14 protein-coding genes are annotated in these 17,987 nt (G+C 70.1%); 9 read left to right on the plus strand and 5 right to left on the minus strand.

All coding sequences use genetic code 11. From position 1 onward, the window contains the following. Positions 1-44: 44 nt before the first annotated feature. From G3I53_RS20020 to G3I53_RS20035, 4 genes are read left to right on the plus strand one after another with little or no spacing between them, the layout of a single operon-like run. Entirely contained in the window at positions 45-4,514 is a 4,470-nt protein-coding gene (locus G3I53_RS20020) for a DEAD/DEAH box helicase family protein (RefSeq protein ID WP_203592247.1), read from the plus strand. Next, positions 4,511-6,415, plus strand: coding sequence for a UvrD-helicase domain-containing protein (locus G3I53_RS20025; protein WP_164336798.1), 1,905 nt, complete (start codon positions 4,511-4,513; stop codon positions 6,413-6,415). Before G3I53_RS20020 ends, G3I53_RS20025 begins: the two co-directional genes overlap by 4 nt. Next, positions 6,412-9,651 carry a helicase-related protein gene (locus G3I53_RS20030; protein WP_164336799.1) on the plus strand — a complete coding sequence of 1,080 codons (3,240 nt, stop codon included), beginning with the start codon at positions 6,412-6,414 and terminating at the stop codon, positions 9,649-9,651. Before G3I53_RS20025 ends, G3I53_RS20030 begins: the two co-directional genes overlap by 4 nt. After that, positions 9,648-11,516 (plus strand): DUF1998 domain-containing protein, encoded by a 1,869-nt coding sequence (locus G3I53_RS20035; RefSeq protein WP_164336800.1) that lies wholly within the window; start codon positions 9,648-9,650, stop codon positions 11,514-11,516. Before G3I53_RS20030 ends, G3I53_RS20035 begins: the two co-directional genes overlap by 4 nt. An 8-nt stretch (positions 11,517-11,524) precedes the next feature. Here the strand turns inward: G3I53_RS20035 and G3I53_RS20040 are convergent, their stop codons facing one another. Beyond that, positions 11,525-12,190, minus strand: a complete 666-nt coding sequence (locus G3I53_RS20040; RefSeq protein ID WP_343240652.1) for an ATP-binding protein — start codon at positions 12,188-12,190, stop codon at positions 11,525-11,527. Between the two features lie 208 nt (positions 12,191-12,398). Between G3I53_RS20040 and G3I53_RS20045 the strand changes: the two genes are divergently transcribed. From G3I53_RS20045 to G3I53_RS20060, 4 genes are all read left to right on the plus strand, one after another. Beyond that, positions 12,399-13,247, plus strand: coding sequence for a helix-turn-helix transcriptional regulator (locus tag G3I53_RS20045; protein ID WP_164336802.1), 849 nt, complete (start codon positions 12,399-12,401; stop codon positions 13,245-13,247). Further along, positions 13,244-13,462 carry a DUF397 domain-containing protein gene (locus G3I53_RS20050; RefSeq protein ID WP_164336803.1) on the plus strand — a complete coding sequence of 73 codons (219 nt, stop codon included), beginning with the start codon at positions 13,244-13,246 and terminating at the stop codon, positions 13,460-13,462. Before G3I53_RS20045 ends, G3I53_RS20050 begins: the two co-directional genes overlap by 4 nt. A gap of 216 nt (positions 13,463-13,678) precedes the next feature. After that, entirely contained in the window at positions 13,679-14,188 is a 510-nt protein-coding gene (locus tag G3I53_RS20055; protein ID WP_164336804.1) for a hypothetical protein, read from the plus strand. 61 nt (positions 14,189-14,249) lie between these two features. Further along, a complete protein-coding gene (locus G3I53_RS20060; RefSeq protein ID WP_164336805.1) occupies positions 14,250-14,717 on the plus strand; it encodes a hypothetical protein in 468 nt (155 codons plus the stop codon). Between the two features lie 29 nt (positions 14,718-14,746). Here the strand turns inward: G3I53_RS20060 and G3I53_RS20065 are convergent, their stop codons facing one another. The 4 genes from G3I53_RS20065 to G3I53_RS20080 all read right to left on the minus strand — a co-directional run bounded on the left by G3I53_RS20065 (position 14,747) and on the right by G3I53_RS20080 (position 17,631). Beyond that, a complete protein-coding gene (locus G3I53_RS20065; protein WP_343240653.1) occupies positions 14,747-15,652 on the minus strand; it encodes an endonuclease/exonuclease/phosphatase family protein in 906 nt (301 codons plus the stop codon). A 194-nt stretch (positions 15,653-15,846) separates the two neighbouring features. After that, positions 15,847-16,221, minus strand: a complete 375-nt coding sequence (locus G3I53_RS20070; protein ID WP_164336806.1) for a VOC family protein — start codon at positions 16,219-16,221, stop codon at positions 15,847-15,849. Positions 16,222-16,590: 369 nt separating this feature from the next. After that, positions 16,591-17,094 (minus strand): DUF2267 domain-containing protein, encoded by a 504-nt coding sequence (locus tag G3I53_RS20075; protein ID WP_164336807.1) that lies wholly within the window; start codon positions 17,092-17,094, stop codon positions 16,591-16,593. Positions 17,095-17,205: 111 nt separating this feature from the next. Continuing rightward, positions 17,206-17,631 carry an Hsp20/alpha crystallin family protein gene (locus G3I53_RS20080; RefSeq protein ID WP_203592242.1) on the minus strand — a complete coding sequence of 142 codons (426 nt, stop codon included), beginning with the start codon at positions 17,629-17,631 and terminating at the stop codon, positions 17,206-17,208. A gap of 160 nt (positions 17,632-17,791) precedes the next feature. On the opposite strand from G3I53_RS20080, the gene G3I53_RS20085 reads away from it, so the two are divergent. Next, positions 17,792-17,987 (plus strand): hypothetical protein (locus G3I53_RS20085; RefSeq protein ID WP_164438615.1); only part of this gene is annotated, 196 nt, incomplete at its 3' end.

Raw genomic sequence — 17,987 nt, forward strand, 5'->3', positions numbered from 1 at the left:
ACCCGGTCACCCCGGAAGGGGCGGAGACCATCCTTCGAATGAGCATGTCGAAGAAGCGTGGTGGACAGATCGGGCGGTTCGGGGTCGGCGTGAAGTCGGTTCTCGTGGTGACCGACGCTCCGGAATTCTTCAGCCGTACAGGGAGTTTCGGATTCGACCGCGCCTGGTCCTACGAGCAGATCAAGGCCGTGCCCGGTGTGACGGAGCGGTACGGCCCGGAGTTCGACGCCCCCGTCCTGCGGATGGCCCGCCCGCTCGACATGCAGGCCGAGCGCGCCTCCGACGCCGTGCTGGACACGTTGTTGACCTGGGCGACCACGGTCGTCCGGCTCCCGCTGCTCCCGAAGGCCGACGACCGGCTGGGCAAGGACATGCACGGCAACCGCGGCAAGGACCACGGCGAGCCCCGTGAGGAGTTCCCGATCGGATTCCAGCTCTTCTCGCCGCACGTCGCCAAGGTCGTGCTGGAGGATCACCGTCCCAGGCCCATGGCGCGTCGGATTCTCACGTCCCAGCAGGCCGGTGACCTGCACACCGTGACCGAGGAGCGGACGGGGAAAGCTCTCTCCTCGGAGCGGTGGCGCGTGTTCACCACCACGCACGAGCCGGGAACCGCGGCCCGCGCGGACGCCGGAGAGCTGCACGACCGGGTCGCACTCGACCTGTCCTGGGCCGTCCCCGCGCTGGAACGGGAGGCGGAGAGCGGCCTGTACGTCAGCCGCCGCTCACGTGGTCGCGGCAAGTTCTGGTCCTTCTTCCCCACCAAGTACGAGATGTCGCTCAGCGGCATCCTCAACGGGGCGTGGAAAACCAACGAGGACCGGCAGAACCTGCTCGACTCCTCCCCGTTCAACCAGGAAATGATCAGGGTGTCGGCGAAGCTGGTCGTCGACTCCCTCCCCTCACTCGCCCCGGCCGAGGACCCGGCCGCTCATCTCCCCCTGCTGCCCGGCCGTGTCAAGGAATCGATCAGCTGGGCCGACGAGTTCCTGACCCGGGAGATCTGGGCTCGCACCGCCACGAGCCCTTCACTGCCCGACCAGGACGGCGTCCTGCGCGTCCCCGGGCACCTGCGCATCCACCCGCGGCTGGGCAAGGACGTGAAGCAGCTGACGCGGTGGCTGCGGATGTGGCACGAGTGCCCCGGACGCCCCTCGGACTGGCTGCACCCGAGTGTGGAGGCCGATGCCCTGCGCTCGGGCAAGGTCGAGCACATTCTCGCCGCCGCCGGCCACGAACGGGCCGACTGCCGCGAATGGTTGGAGGCTCTCGTCGCGAAGGGCACCGCCGAGGCGTCGGCGGTGGCCGTCCGCATCCTTGCCGACATGATCGAGGAAGGCTCCCCCTTCGCCGACGAGGCCCGCAAGGCCCACATCGTGCTGACCGAGGAGCACGGGTTGGTCCCCCCGGTCCACGGCAAGGTGTTCCGCCGGGCCGAGCACCAGGACGGGCTGCGGGAGTCCACGGTGTACGTCGTGGACGAGCTCGCCCAGGACCCGTCGCTGGCGCACGCGCTCAATGTCCTCGGCATCCGCGAGGCCGACGTGGAAGGACGTTTCGCCAGTGTCCTCGACCAGGGTTTCGCCCACTACGGGGAGTCCGACTGGGAGCGTTTCTGGGAGCTGTTCCGTCAGGCCGGCATCCGTCGGCTGGCCCACAAGGTCCTGGAACGCGTGCCCGATCCGCGCACGACGCTCCGGGTACGGACCGCCGACAAGCGCTTCCGGCCGGTCGCGGACTGCATGCTGCCCGGTGTCGTCGTCGACGCCGAGCGCGATCCGAGCATCGCCGTCGACATGACGTTCCACTCCGACGACGTGCCCTTCTTCTCCTCGATCGGTCTGCGGGAGCGACCGGCCGGCGGTGCGCAGCCGCAGGCCGACGAGGCCTGGTTCGAGGAGTACCGGGCAGCCGTCCACGCTTCCTACCTCCGCTCCCTGGACAGCCGTGCCCCGCGCCCCGGGCTGAACAGGATGAAGGTCGAGGGTGCCGCGATCGGTGGCCCGCTCCACCTCTTCCGCGACCTGTCCGAGGAATCCCGTGCCGCCTTCCTGAAGGCACTGCCCGACGACGCCGTGGTGGACAACTGGACGCGTCAGTTCGGCGCCCAGACAAGTACTCGGCAGGCGGTGACGTCCCCGATCCGATGGATGCTGCGCAAGTACGGCAGGGTCACCACCTCCCAGGGGATCAAGCCGCTGACGGAGGCCGTCGGCCCCCAGCTCGCCGCCTACCGCGACGTGCTGCCGGTCGCCGACATCTCCCCCGAGAAGGCCCGCAAGCTGCGACTGCCGATCACCGTCGACGAGGTCCCCGCCGACCGCTGGGACGCGCTCCTGGCCGAGGTGTCCCGCAGCGAGGACGACGCCTTCGTTGGCACCACCTATGTGATGCTGACCCGGTTCGGGGCGGCGTTCCCCGAGGACTCCCTCACCCGCTGCCGGATCGGTGACACCTGGGACACCCGCCCGGACGACCAGATCACCCTCGCCGTCGGTGCCGCCGAGTACCGGGCTCTGCGCGCCGAGCAGCTCCCCGCCCTGCTCGTGTCGACCGCCGAGGACGCGGAGCTGATGGTCGAGCAGTGGGGCATGCTCCGCTACTCCGACGTGATCAGTCGGGAGACCCGCGAGGTGCCCGAGGGCGACCCGGTTCCCCTCGTCGAGCTGTTCCCCGCGTTGCGGCAGCGACTGAGCAGCGCCAACCGGAACAGCATGGTGCAGCGGTGCACCGAGCTGGAGGAGGTCACGCGCACTCCCAACGGCACGCACGCCTCTCCCCTGGACGCCGTGCGCCAGAACAGCACGGTCAAGATTCGCGTACCGCGTGAGCCCGAGTCCATGCTGCGGCTGATCGACCGCGAGCTCGGCCTCGGCCTGGGCGCGGCCGGCTGCCGCGCGGTGCTGGAACATCAGGACCGCATGGCCAAGGACAGCGCCCTGAAGGCGGCACAGAAGGCCGTTCGCGACGCCGAGGACGTCGTGACCAAGCTCGAGCTGCTGATCGGTGCGGACGCGCTCCGGGCCGGCCTGCCGGAAGGGCTGATGGACGCCGAACTGCAGGCGACCGGCGGCGCGGAGCCGTCCGGGCGCCGCATCGCCCAGATGGCTTTCAACGCGCACGGCGACGGGGTGCTCCAGCAACACACCCGGGACATCCAGGCGCGCTTCCCCAACGCACCGGTGGGATACGGAGGCTCGTCGTCCGCCATCACGTTCGTCTCCGACCTGCGCCTGCCGGTGACGTTCGCCGGTTCTCGGACTCCCTCACCGCCCTCCTCCGAGACGATCGAGGGCCCTCGGGACTTCCCGGCGCTCCACACCTACCAGGAGGACCTGGTCCGGAACATCTCCACCCTGCTCGACAGGCTCGCCCCGCAGCGCGGCATGCTGTCCCTGCCCACGGGCGCCGGCAAGACGCGCGTCACCGCCGAGGCCGTGATCCGTTGGGTGAAGCGGGTCGGTGACCTCCAGGGTCCGCTGCTGTGGATCGCGCAGACCGAGGAACTGTGCGAACAGGCCGTGCAGAGTTGGAAGTTCGTCTGGAGCAAGGTCGGCGCCGAGCGCCCGCTGACGATCAGCCGGTTGTGGAGCAGCAACGAGGTCGGCAACGTCGTCGAGCACCCGCACCTGGTGGTCGCGACGGACGCGAAACTGGAACGCTGCCTGGACACCGACCAGTACGCGTGGCTGCGTCAGCCCGCGCTCGTGATCGTGGACGAGGCGCACACCGCCATCTCCAAGCGCTACACGGAGATCCTCGGCCTCCTGGGCCTGACCCAGTACGAGACGCACCGTCATCTGCTCGGTCTGACCGCCACGCCGTTCCGCAACACCAACGAGGACGAGACCCGCCGACTGATCAGCCGTTTCGGCAACCGCCGACTCGACGAGGGCGTGTTCCCGTCCGGCGATCCGTATCGCGACCTGCAGAAGTGGGGCATGCTCGCCCAGGTCGAGCACCGCACCCTCGAGGGAGGTCGGATCACCCTCGACCAGGCCGAGAAGACCCACGCCGAGCGGATGGCGATGCTCTCTCGTGCAGCCGAGCAGCGGCTCGCCGACGACCACGCACGCAGTCAGCGCATCGTGGAGTCCGTCGCCGCGCTGCCGTCGGACTGGCCGACGCTGCTCTTCGCCACCTCGGTCGACCACGCGAAGTACCTGGCCGCCATGCTCAACGACCAGGGCGTCCCGTCCGCGGCCGTGGACTCCACGACCAGTACCCAGGACCGTCGGGCACGGATCGAGAACTTCAGGAACGGCCGCATCCGCGTGCTCACCAACTACGGTGTGCTCACCCAGGGCTTCGACGCCCCGGCCACCCGCGTCGTCGTCGTGGCACGACCGGTCTACAGCACCAACGTGTACCAGCAGATGATCGGTCGAGGACTGCGTGGCCCGAAGAACGGTGGCAAGGACACCTGCCTGATCCTCAACGTCGACGACAACATCGCGAACTTCGACACCAAGCTGGCCTTCACCCAGTTCGAGCACCTCTGGAGCGGTAAGTGACGGACGTCTACCTCGACAGCCCTCCGCTCACCGCCGAGCAGCAGGCCGTCGTCGAGCAGCCCTGGGACGCCCGGGTGCTGATCACCGCCGGAGCCGGCGCGGGGAAGACCCACACACTGGTGCGGCGGCTCGACGCCCTGTGCGGGCACGACGACCCGGAGGAGGCGTTGGATGCCGGCGACATCCTGGTGCTCACCTTCTCCCGAGCGGCGGCGCGTGAGCTGCGCGAGCGCATCACCCGTCACGGGGACCGGGCCCGCCGGGTGCGCGCCCAGACCTTCGACGCCTGGGCGTACGGGGTGCTCGTCCAAGGACGCCCGGACCGGGACTGGGCCACCACCCCCTTCGACGAGCGGATCAGGGCAGCGGCCGAAGCCGTCGAGGAGGGTGCGCTGGAGGCCGGTGACTCGGTCCCGCCCTCCCACGTGGTGGTCGACGAGGTGCAGGACCTGCTGGGTGACCGCCGGGAGCTGGTGGAAGCCCTGCTCGACCGCTACCAGGACAGCTGCGGTTTCACCGTGGTCGGTGACGTCGCCCAGTCCGTGTACGGCTTCCAGATCGAGGACCCGGCCGAGCGCAATGACGAGACCGGCCGGTTCTTCGAGTGGCTGCGCCGCTCGTACTCCGACGACCTCGTGGAGCTGCGTCTCACCGAGAACTTCCGGGCCGTCACCCCGGAGGCACGGGTCGCGCTGTCGCACGGCCCTCGGCTCCAGCAGGTTCGGGACGTGGACGAGGCCGCCACGCTCTACGAGGAACTGCGCGACCTCCTCCTGGACCCGGTGAACTCGCTGGGCGCTCTCGCCGACGAGTACACGCTGCAGGGTCTGCGGGACCTCGACGACACCTGCGCCGTCCTCACCCGCGACAACCGGCAGGCGCTGGTGGTCTCCCGGCTGCTCCATGAGCACGGCATCGAGCACCGGTTGCGTCGTCCCCTCGAGCAGCGGCCGGTACCCTACTGGGTGGCGGAGCTGCTGCGTCGTACCGAGGCGACCGGACTGTCCGAGGAGCGGTTCCGATCTTTGCTGGACCAGATCCCGTTGCCTTACGAGCCGAACGCGGGCGCCCTGTGGACGGTCCTGCGACGCGCGACCCGCTCACCCGGGCGGACCGCGCTCGATCTGGACCGGCTGCGCCGTCTGGTCGCCGACGGCCGCTTCCCCGACGACGCGGCCGACCCGGAGACGGCGCGGATCGTCGTCTCCACCGTGCACCGGGCCAAGGGGCTGGAGTTCGACCGCGTGATCGTCCTGGTTCCGCCGACCGTCGCGGAACTGCACAAGCGGTACGGCACCGAGGCGGATCTCCCGGCGGAGGCTCGCGCCCTGTACGTGGCGATGACCCGCGCCCGACAGGACCTCTATCACGTCGACTCCCCGGAGTTGCCGATCATCAAGAGGGCGGGGAACCGCAAGAACGGTCGGCGGTTCGTCGGCGGGTGGCGGTCGTACGACAGACTCGGCGTGGTGGCGGAGGCCGATGACGTCTGCCGGGACCAGCCGCCCGGACCCACCGCTGACGCCGTGGGGACGCAGTCCTACCTGCTGCGGGAGGTGGGCCCCGGCCAGGAGGTGCTGCTGCGCAAGCGCCACGATCTGCCGGCGGGCGAATCGCAGAGCCCCCCGTACGCGTTGCTCCACCGGGGGCGCGAGATCGGCGAGGCGTCGGAGCGGTTCCGGGAGGACCTGTTCCGCGTGCAGAAGGTGAGCCGGACGTGGGACCCGTGGTGGCCCGACGAGGTCCACGGTCTGCGGATCGACACCTTGGAGACGGTGACGGGCAGCGTCGCGGCCGGTGTCAACGCGAACCTCGGCGACCGAGGCGTCTGGATCGTGCCTCGGATCACCGGCATCGGCATGTTCCGACGGACTGACGGCAGTAAGGAGCAGGGCGCATGACGCACGGAGCGGATCGGCACTCCGAGCACTATCGGGTGCGGGACGAGGAACTTCTCGCGGGACTGCGCAGGGAACTGTTCGGCCCCACCGAGGACGCGGCTGCGGAGGACCGGACCGAGGTTCTCACCGACGACGCGCCGATCGACCGTTACCTGACCGGCGTGCTGTACCCACGTGCCTCGAGGGAGCGAAGGGCCGAGAACGCAGCCGAGCAGGACGGGTTGGACGCCGCACCCGTTCTCGCCCGGGAGGATGCCGAGGACTCCGGTGGCGCACAGGAAACGGCTGTCTCGGGCGACAAGCGTCCGTCCTCCATGGGGCTGACCTTCGCGGTCGACCCGGCCATAAGCGACACGATCGTGGTCTCGGCGCGCGCGGCCGTCTACGAACCCACCGACGCGGACGGCAACCCGGTCCCGGCGCGCCGCGCCGAGGCACGGACCGTCGCGGAACAGCGGGAACGGTGGAGGCGCAAGGAACTGCAGTTGCCCGAGCAGACCATCGACGTGACCGCCCCCACTCCGGGCGAGGTGATCGACCTCGTGCCGGACAAGGTCGCCCTGCACGTCATCGTCAGACGGCCCGATCAGGGCACCGGCACAGTGACCGTCACGGTCACCCTGATCAACAGACAGAAGGTCGGTGAGCGGGACCTCCAGGACGCCTTCGCCCTCTTCCAGTGCGGTCTGGTGGTGTGGGCCGGTGACGGCTCCAGCGCCTTCGTCGATCGCTCCGGAGCGACCTCGCACGATCCCGAGATCGCCACCAGTCGGTTGCTGCACCGCCATGCGCCGACCTTCGCCGTCGGTCACGGCTGCGCCGCGGCCTGGGACTGGGTACCGGCACCGATCGGCGTGGTCGACAGCAGCCTGGCCGCAGTGCCGGAGGTGCGCAGCGAGTTCGTACCGAGCGTCGAGGTGCTGCTGACCGACTCCAATCCGGAGATCGACAGCTCCTCGTTGTCGATGCTGGGGCTGGCGGAGAAACCCGACGCCGAGGTTCTGGCCGCACTTCAAGCGCTGGCGACGGGATACGAGGACTGGATCGCCCGTAAGTCGGCCGAGGCCCGCTCCTTGACGGGTGGCCCTTACGAGCGGCCCGCCCAGGACCAGGTGGAGGCCTGCCGCGAAGCCCTCGGCCGGATCCGCGAAGGCATCGAGCTGCTGCGGACCAAGCCCGACCTGATGCGAGCGTTCCGACTCGCCAACCGTGCCATGGCCGACCAGCGTGCGCGCAGCGCCTGGGTGAAGGACGGGCGCATCGGCAGCCCCGACCCGTCCGCAGGCCGTTGGCGCCCCTTCCAGATCGCCTTCCTGCTGCTCTGCCTGGCCGGTATCGACGACCCCGAGCACGACGACCGGGGCATCTCCGATCTCCTGTGGTTCCCGACCGGTGGTGGCAAGACCGAGGCCTATCTCGGTCTGATCGCCCTGACGTCCTTCCTGCGGCGTATCCGCAAGGGGGCGAGCGGCGGTGGCGTCACGGTGCTCATGCGCTACACGCTGCGGCTGCTCACTCTGCAGCAGTTCGAACGTGCGGCCATCCTGCTCTGTGCCATGGAGCACACGAGGAGGCACACGCCCGAACTGGGCGACGAGCCGTTCTCCGTCGGCATGTGGGTGGGACGCTCGGCCACGCCCAACACGCTGGCCGAGGCGGCTGCCCGGCTGGACGATCTGCGCGCCGACCTCGACAAGCGTCTCGCCACCGAGAATCCCGTCCAGTTGCACGCCTGCCCGTGGTGCGGGACCAGGCTCGACGCCCGGGACTACGAGGTCGACGAGGACGCCAAAAGGATGTTCATCCGCTGCCCCGGCGCGGATTGCGACTTCGCCGACGGACTCCCCGTCCACCTGATCGACGAGGCGGTGTACGACGCGCGCCCGACGTTGGTGATCGCCACCGTCGACAAGTTCGCCTCGATGCCGTGGCGCCCTGCGACCTCCGCGCTCTTCAACCGCGACGACCCGGACGACGACACGCCTCCCCCGGAACTCATCGTCCAGGACGAGCTCCACCTGATCTCGGGCCCTCTGGGCACGCTCACCGGCCTCTACGAGACCGCCGTCGACGCGCTGGCCGACCGGCCGAAGGTGATCGCCTCCACGGCGACCATCCGCCGCGCCGCCGATCAGGGCCGCCACCTCTTCGCTCGCGCGGTACGGCAGTTCCCGCCGGCTGGCCTGGACTCCCGTGACTCGTGGTTCGCGGTGGAGACTCCTCGCGAGGAGAAGGCGAGTCGTCGCTACGTCGGTCTCCTGGCCCCCGGCACCAGTCAGTCCACGCTTCTGATCCGTACGTACGCCACGTTGCTGCACCGGGCCATGCACGCGGACACCGACGACAAGGTGCGTGACGCCTACTGGAGCCTCATCGGGTACTTCAACAGCCTGCGGCTGCTCTCCGCGGCCGAGCTGCAGGTCCATGACGACGTGGTGGCCTATCTGGAGTTGCTCGGCGCACGCGAGGGCGTGGCCGTGCGTCAGGTGGCCAACTACTCGGAGCTGACCAGCCGGATCGACGCCAGCGAGATTCCCACGCGGCTGAAGGGCATCGAGAAGAGGCTCCCGGACGAGGACACGGTGGACGTCCTGCTGGCCACCAACATGATCGCGGTCGGTGTGGACGTCGACCGACTCGGGCTGATGGCCGTGATGGGTCAACCCCAGACGACCGCCGAATACATCCAGGCCACGAGCCGAGTGGGTCGTGCCCACCCCGGACTGGTGGCGGTCATGCTCAACTCGGCCCGTGCGCGCGACCGTTCCCACTACGAAACCTTCCAGCACTACCACTCGGCCCTCTATCGAGAGGTCGAGTCCACCTCCGTCACGCCGTTCTCCGCCCGAGCGCGCGAACGCGGACTGCACGCGGTGATCGTCGCCCTGGCTCGCATCCTGATCCTGGAGGCACGTCCGAACGAGGGTGCCGGGAGGGTCGATTCCTACGAGCACATCATTCGCGGCCGGATCAAATCCCTGCTCCTGAAGCGCGTCCAGGCGGTCACCCCGTCGGAGGTCGCGGCCGTGGAAAAGGGCTTCGACGAGTTCGTCGACCGGTGGTGCAAAGAGGCCGACACCCACAACGTGCTGCTGTTCGAACCGAGGCCGGGCAACCGTGCCCCTTCGCTCCTGAAGTCGTACGACGACGCCGAGGAGCACCAGGCGTGGCCCACGCTGTGGAGCCTGCGCGACGTCGACGCCGAGTCCGCCCTGTTCATGGAGGGAACCCGATGACCCCGCCCCCGAGCCGTCGCCGCCGGAGTGCGACGGACGGCACCGTTCCGGCCCGCAACCTCCCCCGCCGTGGAACGGTCCGCCGGGCCCAGGTGATCAACACGTACGGAGTCGGGTCGCTCATCGCCGTCGACCACGAGTCCTTCGTCGTCTCGGGCTTGGACGAGGCCGATCGCAGCTGGCGCAAGGACGAGTCGCCCGTCATTCATGAGCGGCGACTGGCCCGGCTGCTCGACGTCGACTTCTTCCGACTTCCGCCGGCGTCCGACGACAGCAGCAAGGACGGCCTTCGGGTCCGCCGTTTCCCACTGATGCACTCCTGTCCCGAATGCAACGATCTGCAGCCCCATCGGGACTTCGCCCCACCGGCCGGCAGAAGCGTCTGCGGGACGTGCGAGGTGGACCTGGTCCCCTCCCGTTTCGTCGTCGCCTGCGAAGCCGGGCACCTCGACGAGTTCCCTTACTGGCAGTGGGTGCACCGCTCGACCGACCGCGATTCCGCGAGGATCGGCCGGTGCGGCGGCAAACTCAGGATGCGCACGACCGGACGTACCTCGTCTCTGCGATCGGTCATCATCTCCTGCACCTGCGGTCAGGTGCCTGACGCCTCGATGGAGGGCTCCTTCCGCAGGAACGCGCTGAAGGACCTGCATCTCACCTGTCGAGGTGCCCGTCCGTGGCTCGGCTCCTCCGCGACGGACCCGGCGGGGTGCGGACTCCCGCTGCGCACCCTGCAGCGTGGTTCCTCCTCGGTGTGGCAGCCGGTACTGAAGTCGGCGCTCTCCATCCCCCCGTGGAGCAGCGGGCGAGCGGATCCGCTCGCGGAACACTGGCCGGCTCTGCGGCAGTACACGGACCCCGAGCACATTCGGATCTACCTCCAGGGAGCATTCCAGGGCAACTGTCCTCTTTCGCTGGAGGAGGTCGTGGCCCTGCTCGACGCGGAGCGCGAGGAGGACCCCGAGGTCGACAAGACCCCCACCTTCGACCACCGCTATCGCGCCCTCCGCAACAAGGAGTACGAGCGTCTGCGTTCGGGCAACGACGAGAGCGAACAGTCCCGTGACGAGCAGTTCGTCTGCGAGACCCCGCTCGGTGACCCGACCGTGCTCCAACCGCTCGGGATCGCCGGCCCGATGCTGGTGAAAAAGCTTCGTGAGGTGCGAGCCCTCAAGGCGTTCACCCGTCTCGTCGACGCGGAGTCGACGACCGACCCGAAGGAGATGCCGCTCACCGAGAAGCCACTGCGCTGGCTGCCGGCCATGGAGGTCCGAGGCGAAGGCGTGTTCCTGCGCCTGGACGAGAATCGCCTGGACGCATGGGAGAAGGCGCCGGCTGTGGCGGCCCGGGTCGAACGCATGCGGACCGCTCACCAACGGATGCTCGAACAGCGAGCAGACGACCCGAGCCGGGCGGTGTCCTCCCCTGCCACGCCCCGCATGGTGCTGTTGCACACCTTGGCCCACGTCCTCATCAACGAGTGGAGCCTGGAAGCCGGCTATCCGTCCGCCTCGTTGCGCGAACGCCTGTACGCCGCGGACGACATGGCCGGAATACTGATCTACACGGCGACGAGCGACTCCGCGGGGAGCCTCGGCGGCCTCGTCGCCCAGGGTGAACCGGAGGTTCTGGCCGGGACGGTGCATTCGGCGATCCGGCGAGCCGAGTGGTGCTCCTCCGACCCGCTCTGCATGGAGGCCGAGGCAGCCGGGTCGATCGGCACCAATCTCGCCGCCTGTCACGCGTGCGTGATGCTCCCGGAGACCAGCTGCGAGCACAACAACATCCTGTTGGACCGCGCATTGTTGGTCGGCACACCGGACGAGCCCTCCACGGGTTTCTTCCAGCAGGTGGCGGCAGGCTGAATCGTCCGTCATCCTCGCCCGACCGGCAGAGTCGCCTCGTAGCGGCTCTGCGCGCGGTCGAGCACCTCGTCCACGTCGCAGCCGTGGGCTCGGACCCAGCGGAGAAAGTCCGTGATGACGTCGATCACGGACTCCTCCGCCACCGCCCGACCCACCCTGCCGAAGCCGGGTTCATGGTTCCAGGTCCGTGGTCTCAACGTGGCATACAGGTGCAGCAGTGCCTCGGCCCGCGTCGCCGAAGGGTCCACCGCGGTGCCGGCCATTGATGTGAGCCCGGTGCCCAGTTCGCACCACGTGACCTTGTGGTCGTCGTACAGCTGCACCCCCCAGCGGTCGGTCAGCGCGTCGACGAGCGCCATCCCCCGCCCGCCCTCCTCGTCGACCTCCGCGTCCACAAGGGTGGGCAGGACCCGTGTGTCCGGGTCGTGCACCTCGACACGCAGTCGCCCGCCTTCCGCGGACAGTACGAGCGAGCCGGGACTACCGGTGCCGACGTGCGTGACGATGTTGGACACCAGCTCGCTGACGCAGAGCTGCGCTGTGTCGACCAGTTCGTCGAGCCCCCAAGCCACCAAGTGGGCCCGTACGGCACGGCGCAGGCGGGCGACTTCCTCGGGGAGCGCGGTGAAGCGCAGGTCCCATGACCTTCGCGTAGCTCGGTGTCCCTGACCCACGGTGACCTCTCCCGTCATGTGCGTTGGCGGTGCGCTCCCGAAGCGTGACCGTCGATCACTCTCCGTCGCTCCGTGACTCCAGAATGGGGTGATCCCGTCCCGCCGTGCAATGTGCAGGAAGGGATTCCCACTTCTGTGTGATTGGCAGGCGGGCCCTCTTGGCAGGAGACTGAACTCTCGCTACGCACCACGCGGTTGAGGGGAAGACATGGCGGGTTCACCGACGGCGCGTCGACGGCGGCTGTCGATCGAGCTGAAGAAGCTCCGGGAAGGGAGCGCCCTGACCTGCGCCCAGGTGGGGCAGGCGCTCGACTGGAGCGGCTCCAAGGTCAACCGCATGGAGACGGGCAGCGGCAGGGTCCAGCCCTCCGACGTGGACGCGTTGTGCCGGTTCTACGGCACGAGCGACGAGTTGCGCGAGTTCCTCAAGTCACTGGCCCGGGAGGCGAAGACACGCGGCTGGTGGCAGGTTCACGGCGCGGGCGTCCCCGAGTGGTTCAACATCTACATCGGCCTCGAACAGGACGCCTCGACGCTCCGCCAGTACCAGTGCGAGCTGCTGCCCGGCCTCATGCAGACCGAGGCGTATGCCCGCGAACTGCACACGACCGGCGCCCACATGTCCGCGGAGGACATCGACCGGGCCGTCCGCGTCCGCCTGGAGCGGCAGGAGATGCTGACGCGGAAGGACGCCCCCGACACCTGGTTCGTCGTGAACGAGGGTGCCGTGCGCAACGTCATCGGCGACCGGGAGCTGATGCGGGACCAGTTGGAACGAGTGCTCGACACGATGGCGCTGCCGAGCGTGACTCTCCAGGTTCTCCCGTTCGACTCGGGGACCTATCCGGTCACGGGCTCCTTCACCATGCTCGGCTTCCCGGCGCCGGAGGATCCGGACCTGGTGTACCGGGACGGCATCACGGATGCCGTCTACCTGGAGGGCGAGCACCATGTCCGGGAGTACACGCGGGCGTTCGACGGACTGCGCGCAGCGGCACTCAGTCCTCAGCGCTCCGCCCGACTCGTCGAATCCGTAGTGAAGGAGTACGCGAAGTGAGCGCCACGGCATCCCTCGGACCCGACGGCCCCTGGTTCAGGTCGTCGTACAGCAACGGCGCCGGCGGCGAATGCCTCGAATGTGCGATCACCCGCACAGCGGTCGGTGTCCGCGACTCCAAGAACCCGGAGATCGGAGCCATCGCGGTGAGCCACACCGCCTGGGCTCCGTTCGTACGGTCGGCCAGGCGAGCGATCTCCGTGGCCGCGCCGTAGCGCCTACTCTGGCAACCACCGTTGGCCGCACACCAGTTGCTGTCCTACGATGCCCCCGCCCGCGAGGCGCGCGGGTGGTGACGTCGGGGGGAACGGATGCTGGCCGAGGAGTACGGGTACCAGGTGTCACCGCGGCCCGCGGCGGACACGGTGGGGGTCCGGGCTCAGGTGGAGGAGTTCCGGAAGAGCGCGCAGCGCCGGGTACTGTGGTTGGCCTTGGGGTCGCTCGTCTTCCTCGGTGTCTTCTACGCGATCTTCCGGGAAGATCCCGTGATCGTGCTCATACCCCTGACGGCGATGGTGCTGGGCCTGCTGGCGGGCTACCGCTCGGCCTGTGTGAAGGCCCCGCGGAAGTTGCTGGACCTCCTGGAGGCCAGTCACTGGCAGGTCTGGCCGTGCCGTCTGGAGGAGATCGAGGGGAAGGCAGTACATCGGCGCGTGGTGCTGCTGGCCCCGGACAAGAGCGTCGCCGCCTCGTTCGTGGCGGTGGTCCCGCACAGCGTGTGGCTCGGGATGACCGACGGGCGGGGGGTGCTGTGGATCGCCGGTGATCTGCGGTTCCAGGGAGTCGCGGCCGTGCCCGGCGGCCGCCCGTTGTGGGTCATCGAACCGGAGAAGCCCGCACAGCGGTCGGCCGCGCCCGCGGCAGGGGGTGCCGGCGGGTCGGGCTTCGACGAGCTGGTGTCCGAGGCCCGTTCGGCGGTCGTGTGGAACATGCTGAACTGAACGGAACTGAACGGAACGGAACTCGACGCAGGCGGGACCTTTGTCGTCGTTCGGTGATCTCTTGGCGCAGGTGGGCGGCGCTGCGGCGCACGTGGCGGCATCGCTCAGCCGCCCGAGCGGTGTCGGCGTTCGGGTCACCGCTGTGCGGCCCCATGACGACAGTGATCTGCGCGCGCAGGGAGCGTCCCTGCTGGGCATGCCCTTGGAGCGCGACTATGCGGAGGCGGCCGTCGACTTCTCCATCCGTGGTGAAGTGGTGCGCGTCTTCGTCAATGCCCAGCAAGGGTTTGTGGGGCTCGCCGGACAACTCGCTCATGCGGTGCTGGACAGCGGCCAGGAGATCATGGGCAGCACGCCCTTTCCGCCCTGCCCAGGGCATGCGCATCCGATGACGGTCGGGGCCTCGGCGGGGCGTGTCTTCTGGTGCTGTCCTGGCGCTCCCGACACTGCGACAGCGGTCCTCGTGGAATCCGGCCGGGCCGGCCACCGGCGTTCCTCGGAGTGGCCTTCGGGCTCTGCGAGCGGTTGACGCCGGCCGATGCGACAGGCCGCCTGTCCCTACCGCAGCGTGATCCGTGCCGTCACCGGCACGTGGTCGCTTTTCGTCCTGGGCAGGGTGCGGATGGCGTGGACGGTGGCCGAGCGGGCCATCACCTGGTCGATGCGGGCGACGGGGAAGGCGGCCGGGAAGGAGAGGGCGAAGCCGCGGGGCGGGGTGGTGAGCCGGGAGGTGAGGGGCGTCAGGGCGCGGTCGTGGACCGTGGCGTTGAGGTCGCCCATGAGGATCACGTGCCGTACCGGCTCGGCGGCTACGGCGCTGCCCAGGCGGCGGGCGCTCTCGTCGCGCCAGGCGGAGGCGAGGCCGGTCGGGCGGATGCGGACCGACGGCAGGTGGACGACGTAGGCGGCGACGCGGCCGTGCGGGGTGCGGACCTCGGCGCGCAGGCCGCGGTTCCACGGCTCGGTGATGCCCCGGGGCTTGATGTCGAGGGCGCGGGCGCCGGTGAGGGGGTGCTTCGACCAGAGGCCGACGGTGCCCCTGACCTCGTGGTGCGGGTAGTCCGCCCGCAGCGCCTTCTCGTAGGCCGGGACGGCTTCCGGGAGCAGTTCCTGCAGGGCGATGAGGTCCGGCTCGGCGGCGGCCAGGGCGCGGGCCGTGGACGCCGGGTCGGGGTTCTCGTCGCTCACGTTGTGCTGGACGACCGTCAGATCGCGGGGCCCCGGGCTTCCGGCGGGCAGGAGCAGGCCGCCGAAGAGATGGGTCCAGGCGGCCGCCGGGAGCAGGAGGGCCACCAGGGCGAGGGCCGAGCGGCGGATCAGGGCCAGGACGAGCAACAGCGGCACGGCCAGGCCGAGCCAGGGCAGGAAGCTCTCCAGCAGACTCCCCAGGCGGCCCACCGAGTTGGGCACCACCCGGTGGAAGGTCAGGAGGCCTGCCGTCAGGACCGCGAGGGCCGCGAGGATCCGGCCGCGTGCCCGGAGGAGCCGCCCCCCGGCCCGGGCCGGTCCGCGGTCCCACATCGCCCGCAGGGTCCGGTCCCGCCCGGGTGTTCCGTCCGTTCCCTGCACGATGCGCGGCCCCTTGTCCGATCTCGATCACCAGGACGCGCGGGCTCGCACGCGTGGTTCCCGGGCGGGGAGGCCGGAGAGCGGGGCGGTCAGCCCAGGTCGCCGCGTTCCACGCAGAATTCGTTGCCCTCCGGGTCGGCCATCGTGACCCAGCCCCTGCCGTCCGGGCGGGTGTGGTCGGCCAGTTGGCGGGCGCCGAGGGACAGCGCCCGGGCCACTTCCTCGGCACGGGTGCGGCCGGCCGGCTTCAGGTCGAAGTGGACGCGGTTCTTGACCGCCTTGCCCTCCTCGACCCGGACGAACAGCAGGCCGGGTCCGCCGGCGGGGTCCTCGATCAGCGCCTCCGGGTCACCGGGCTTGTCGTCGTCGGACACCGGCTTGCCCAGCAGGGCACTCCAGAACTGGGCGAGGTCGTAGGGGTCACCCGTGCAGTCGAAGGTGATGTGGCGGATGGTGGGGTGCAACGGTCCTCCGGTGGTCGGACAGCGCGGTCCGGGCTCCGGGTTCGGAGCCCTCGGGGGTCCCGGGCGTTCCGGTCCCGGGCTCCTCGCACCGCAGCATGTCCCTTCACGGGGAGGGGCGTCGAACGGTTTTCGCGCGCGTGCGCCGTCGGACCGGCCCCGCAGTGCCCTCGCCCCCGGCCCCGGCCCTGCCCCGACCCGGCCCCGTACGGCGGCGCGCCGGATCCCGTCCCGCCGTCGCCGCCGTCCCGTCCCGGAGGGGTGCACGGAGAGGTACACGGAGGGGGTACGGACGGGACGGCGGCGGGCAGGCGGGTCCGGCGGCCGGAGGGGGTCCCACGGCCGGCGGGGTCGCGGGCGGACGCCCGGGCGTCACTCCGCCGGGGAGAGTTCCGCCCGGCCGAAGAGGAGGGCGTAGCCGGAGGGCAGCTGGTCCAGGATGCGGGTGATCAGGTCCTCTCCGGCCAGCGCCGGCAGGACGCTGAGGACCGAGCTGACGTCCCAGCGGGCCGTCGCCGACGTCGCGCCCTCGATGCGGGCGGCCACCGAGTCGACGAACTCCGCCGCCGTCAGCGGGCGGGTCGCCGGGATCTGGGAGGCGACCACGCGCGCGGCCTCCTCCGGCAGGGCGCGGGCCAGTTCGACCCGCTCGTCGCCGACGACGTGGCCGCCGAGGGCCGACAGGACGATACGGGTGACGCTCTCCGCCTCCGCCCTCGTCGCGTACTGGCCCGACTCGCGTACGGCCTCGACGAGTTCCAGCCAGCGTTCGTCGTCCCCGCGGCGCGGCGTACGGGCGGCACGGTCGGGGTGCGGGGCCGGGATCACCCGGTCCCGGTGCGAGAGCGCGGGCTTGTTCGGGGTCATCGTCGTCATGCTGCTTCGGACTCCTCTCCTGCTGAAGGCCTGCGGCGCCGCTACCGGAGACCGGCGGGCGCGGGGCCGCGTCCCGCGGCGGCCGTTCCGCGGGACGCGCTCGGACCGCGGTCAGCGGCCGATCTGCTTGCGTCCGCCGCCGCTGATCTGGATGCGGCGCGGCTTGGCCTGTTCGGCCACCGGGATGCGCAGGGTCAGGACGCCGGCGTCGTACGACGCGTCGATGCGCTCGGTGTCCAGGGTGTCGCCGAGGAAGAGCTGGCGGGTGAACGTGCCGGTGGGACGCTCTGCCACGAGGGTCTGCGCGTCCTCGGGGGCCGGGGAGCGGCGCTCGGCCCGCACGTTCAGGACATTGCGCTCGACGTCCAGCTCGACCGTCTCGGGGTCGATGCCGGGGAGGTCGAAGTGGACGAGGAACTCGTCACCCGCCCGGTACGCGTCCATCGGCATGGCGGCTGCACGGCCGGCCACTCCGTTCCCGAAGAACTGCTGCGCGAGGCGGTCGAGGTCGCGGAAGGGGTCGGTGCGCATGAGCATCACGGTCACTCCTTTCCTCGGGTTCGATCTCTGCGATGCCCGTACTTCTTATATAGCTCGGAGGAGGAAACTTGACAAGTGCCGACTCAACTACGGGCACCGGTAACCTCGGAGGTCAGTGAGACCGACCCCTTCGGGGGAGCACCGGGAGGCGGGCAGCATGGCGAGGATTCCCAGTTCAGTGGTGGCCGCGAGCGGGATCGTCGGCGGGTACGGGGTGGCCCGCTGGACGCGGCAGCGCCCGCTGGGCGGGGTCGTCCTCGCCGCCGCGGGGACGGCCGCGGCCCGGCAGTGGCAGCAGCGCGCCGGGGGTACGGCCGCGAGCGCGCTGACCGCCGCCTACGTCGCCGCCTTCG

Origin of the sequence: Streptomyces sp. SID14436 (genome assembly GCF_010548465.1) — a bacterium.
GTDB lineage: Bacteria > Actinomycetota > Actinomycetes > Streptomycetales > Streptomycetaceae > Streptomyces.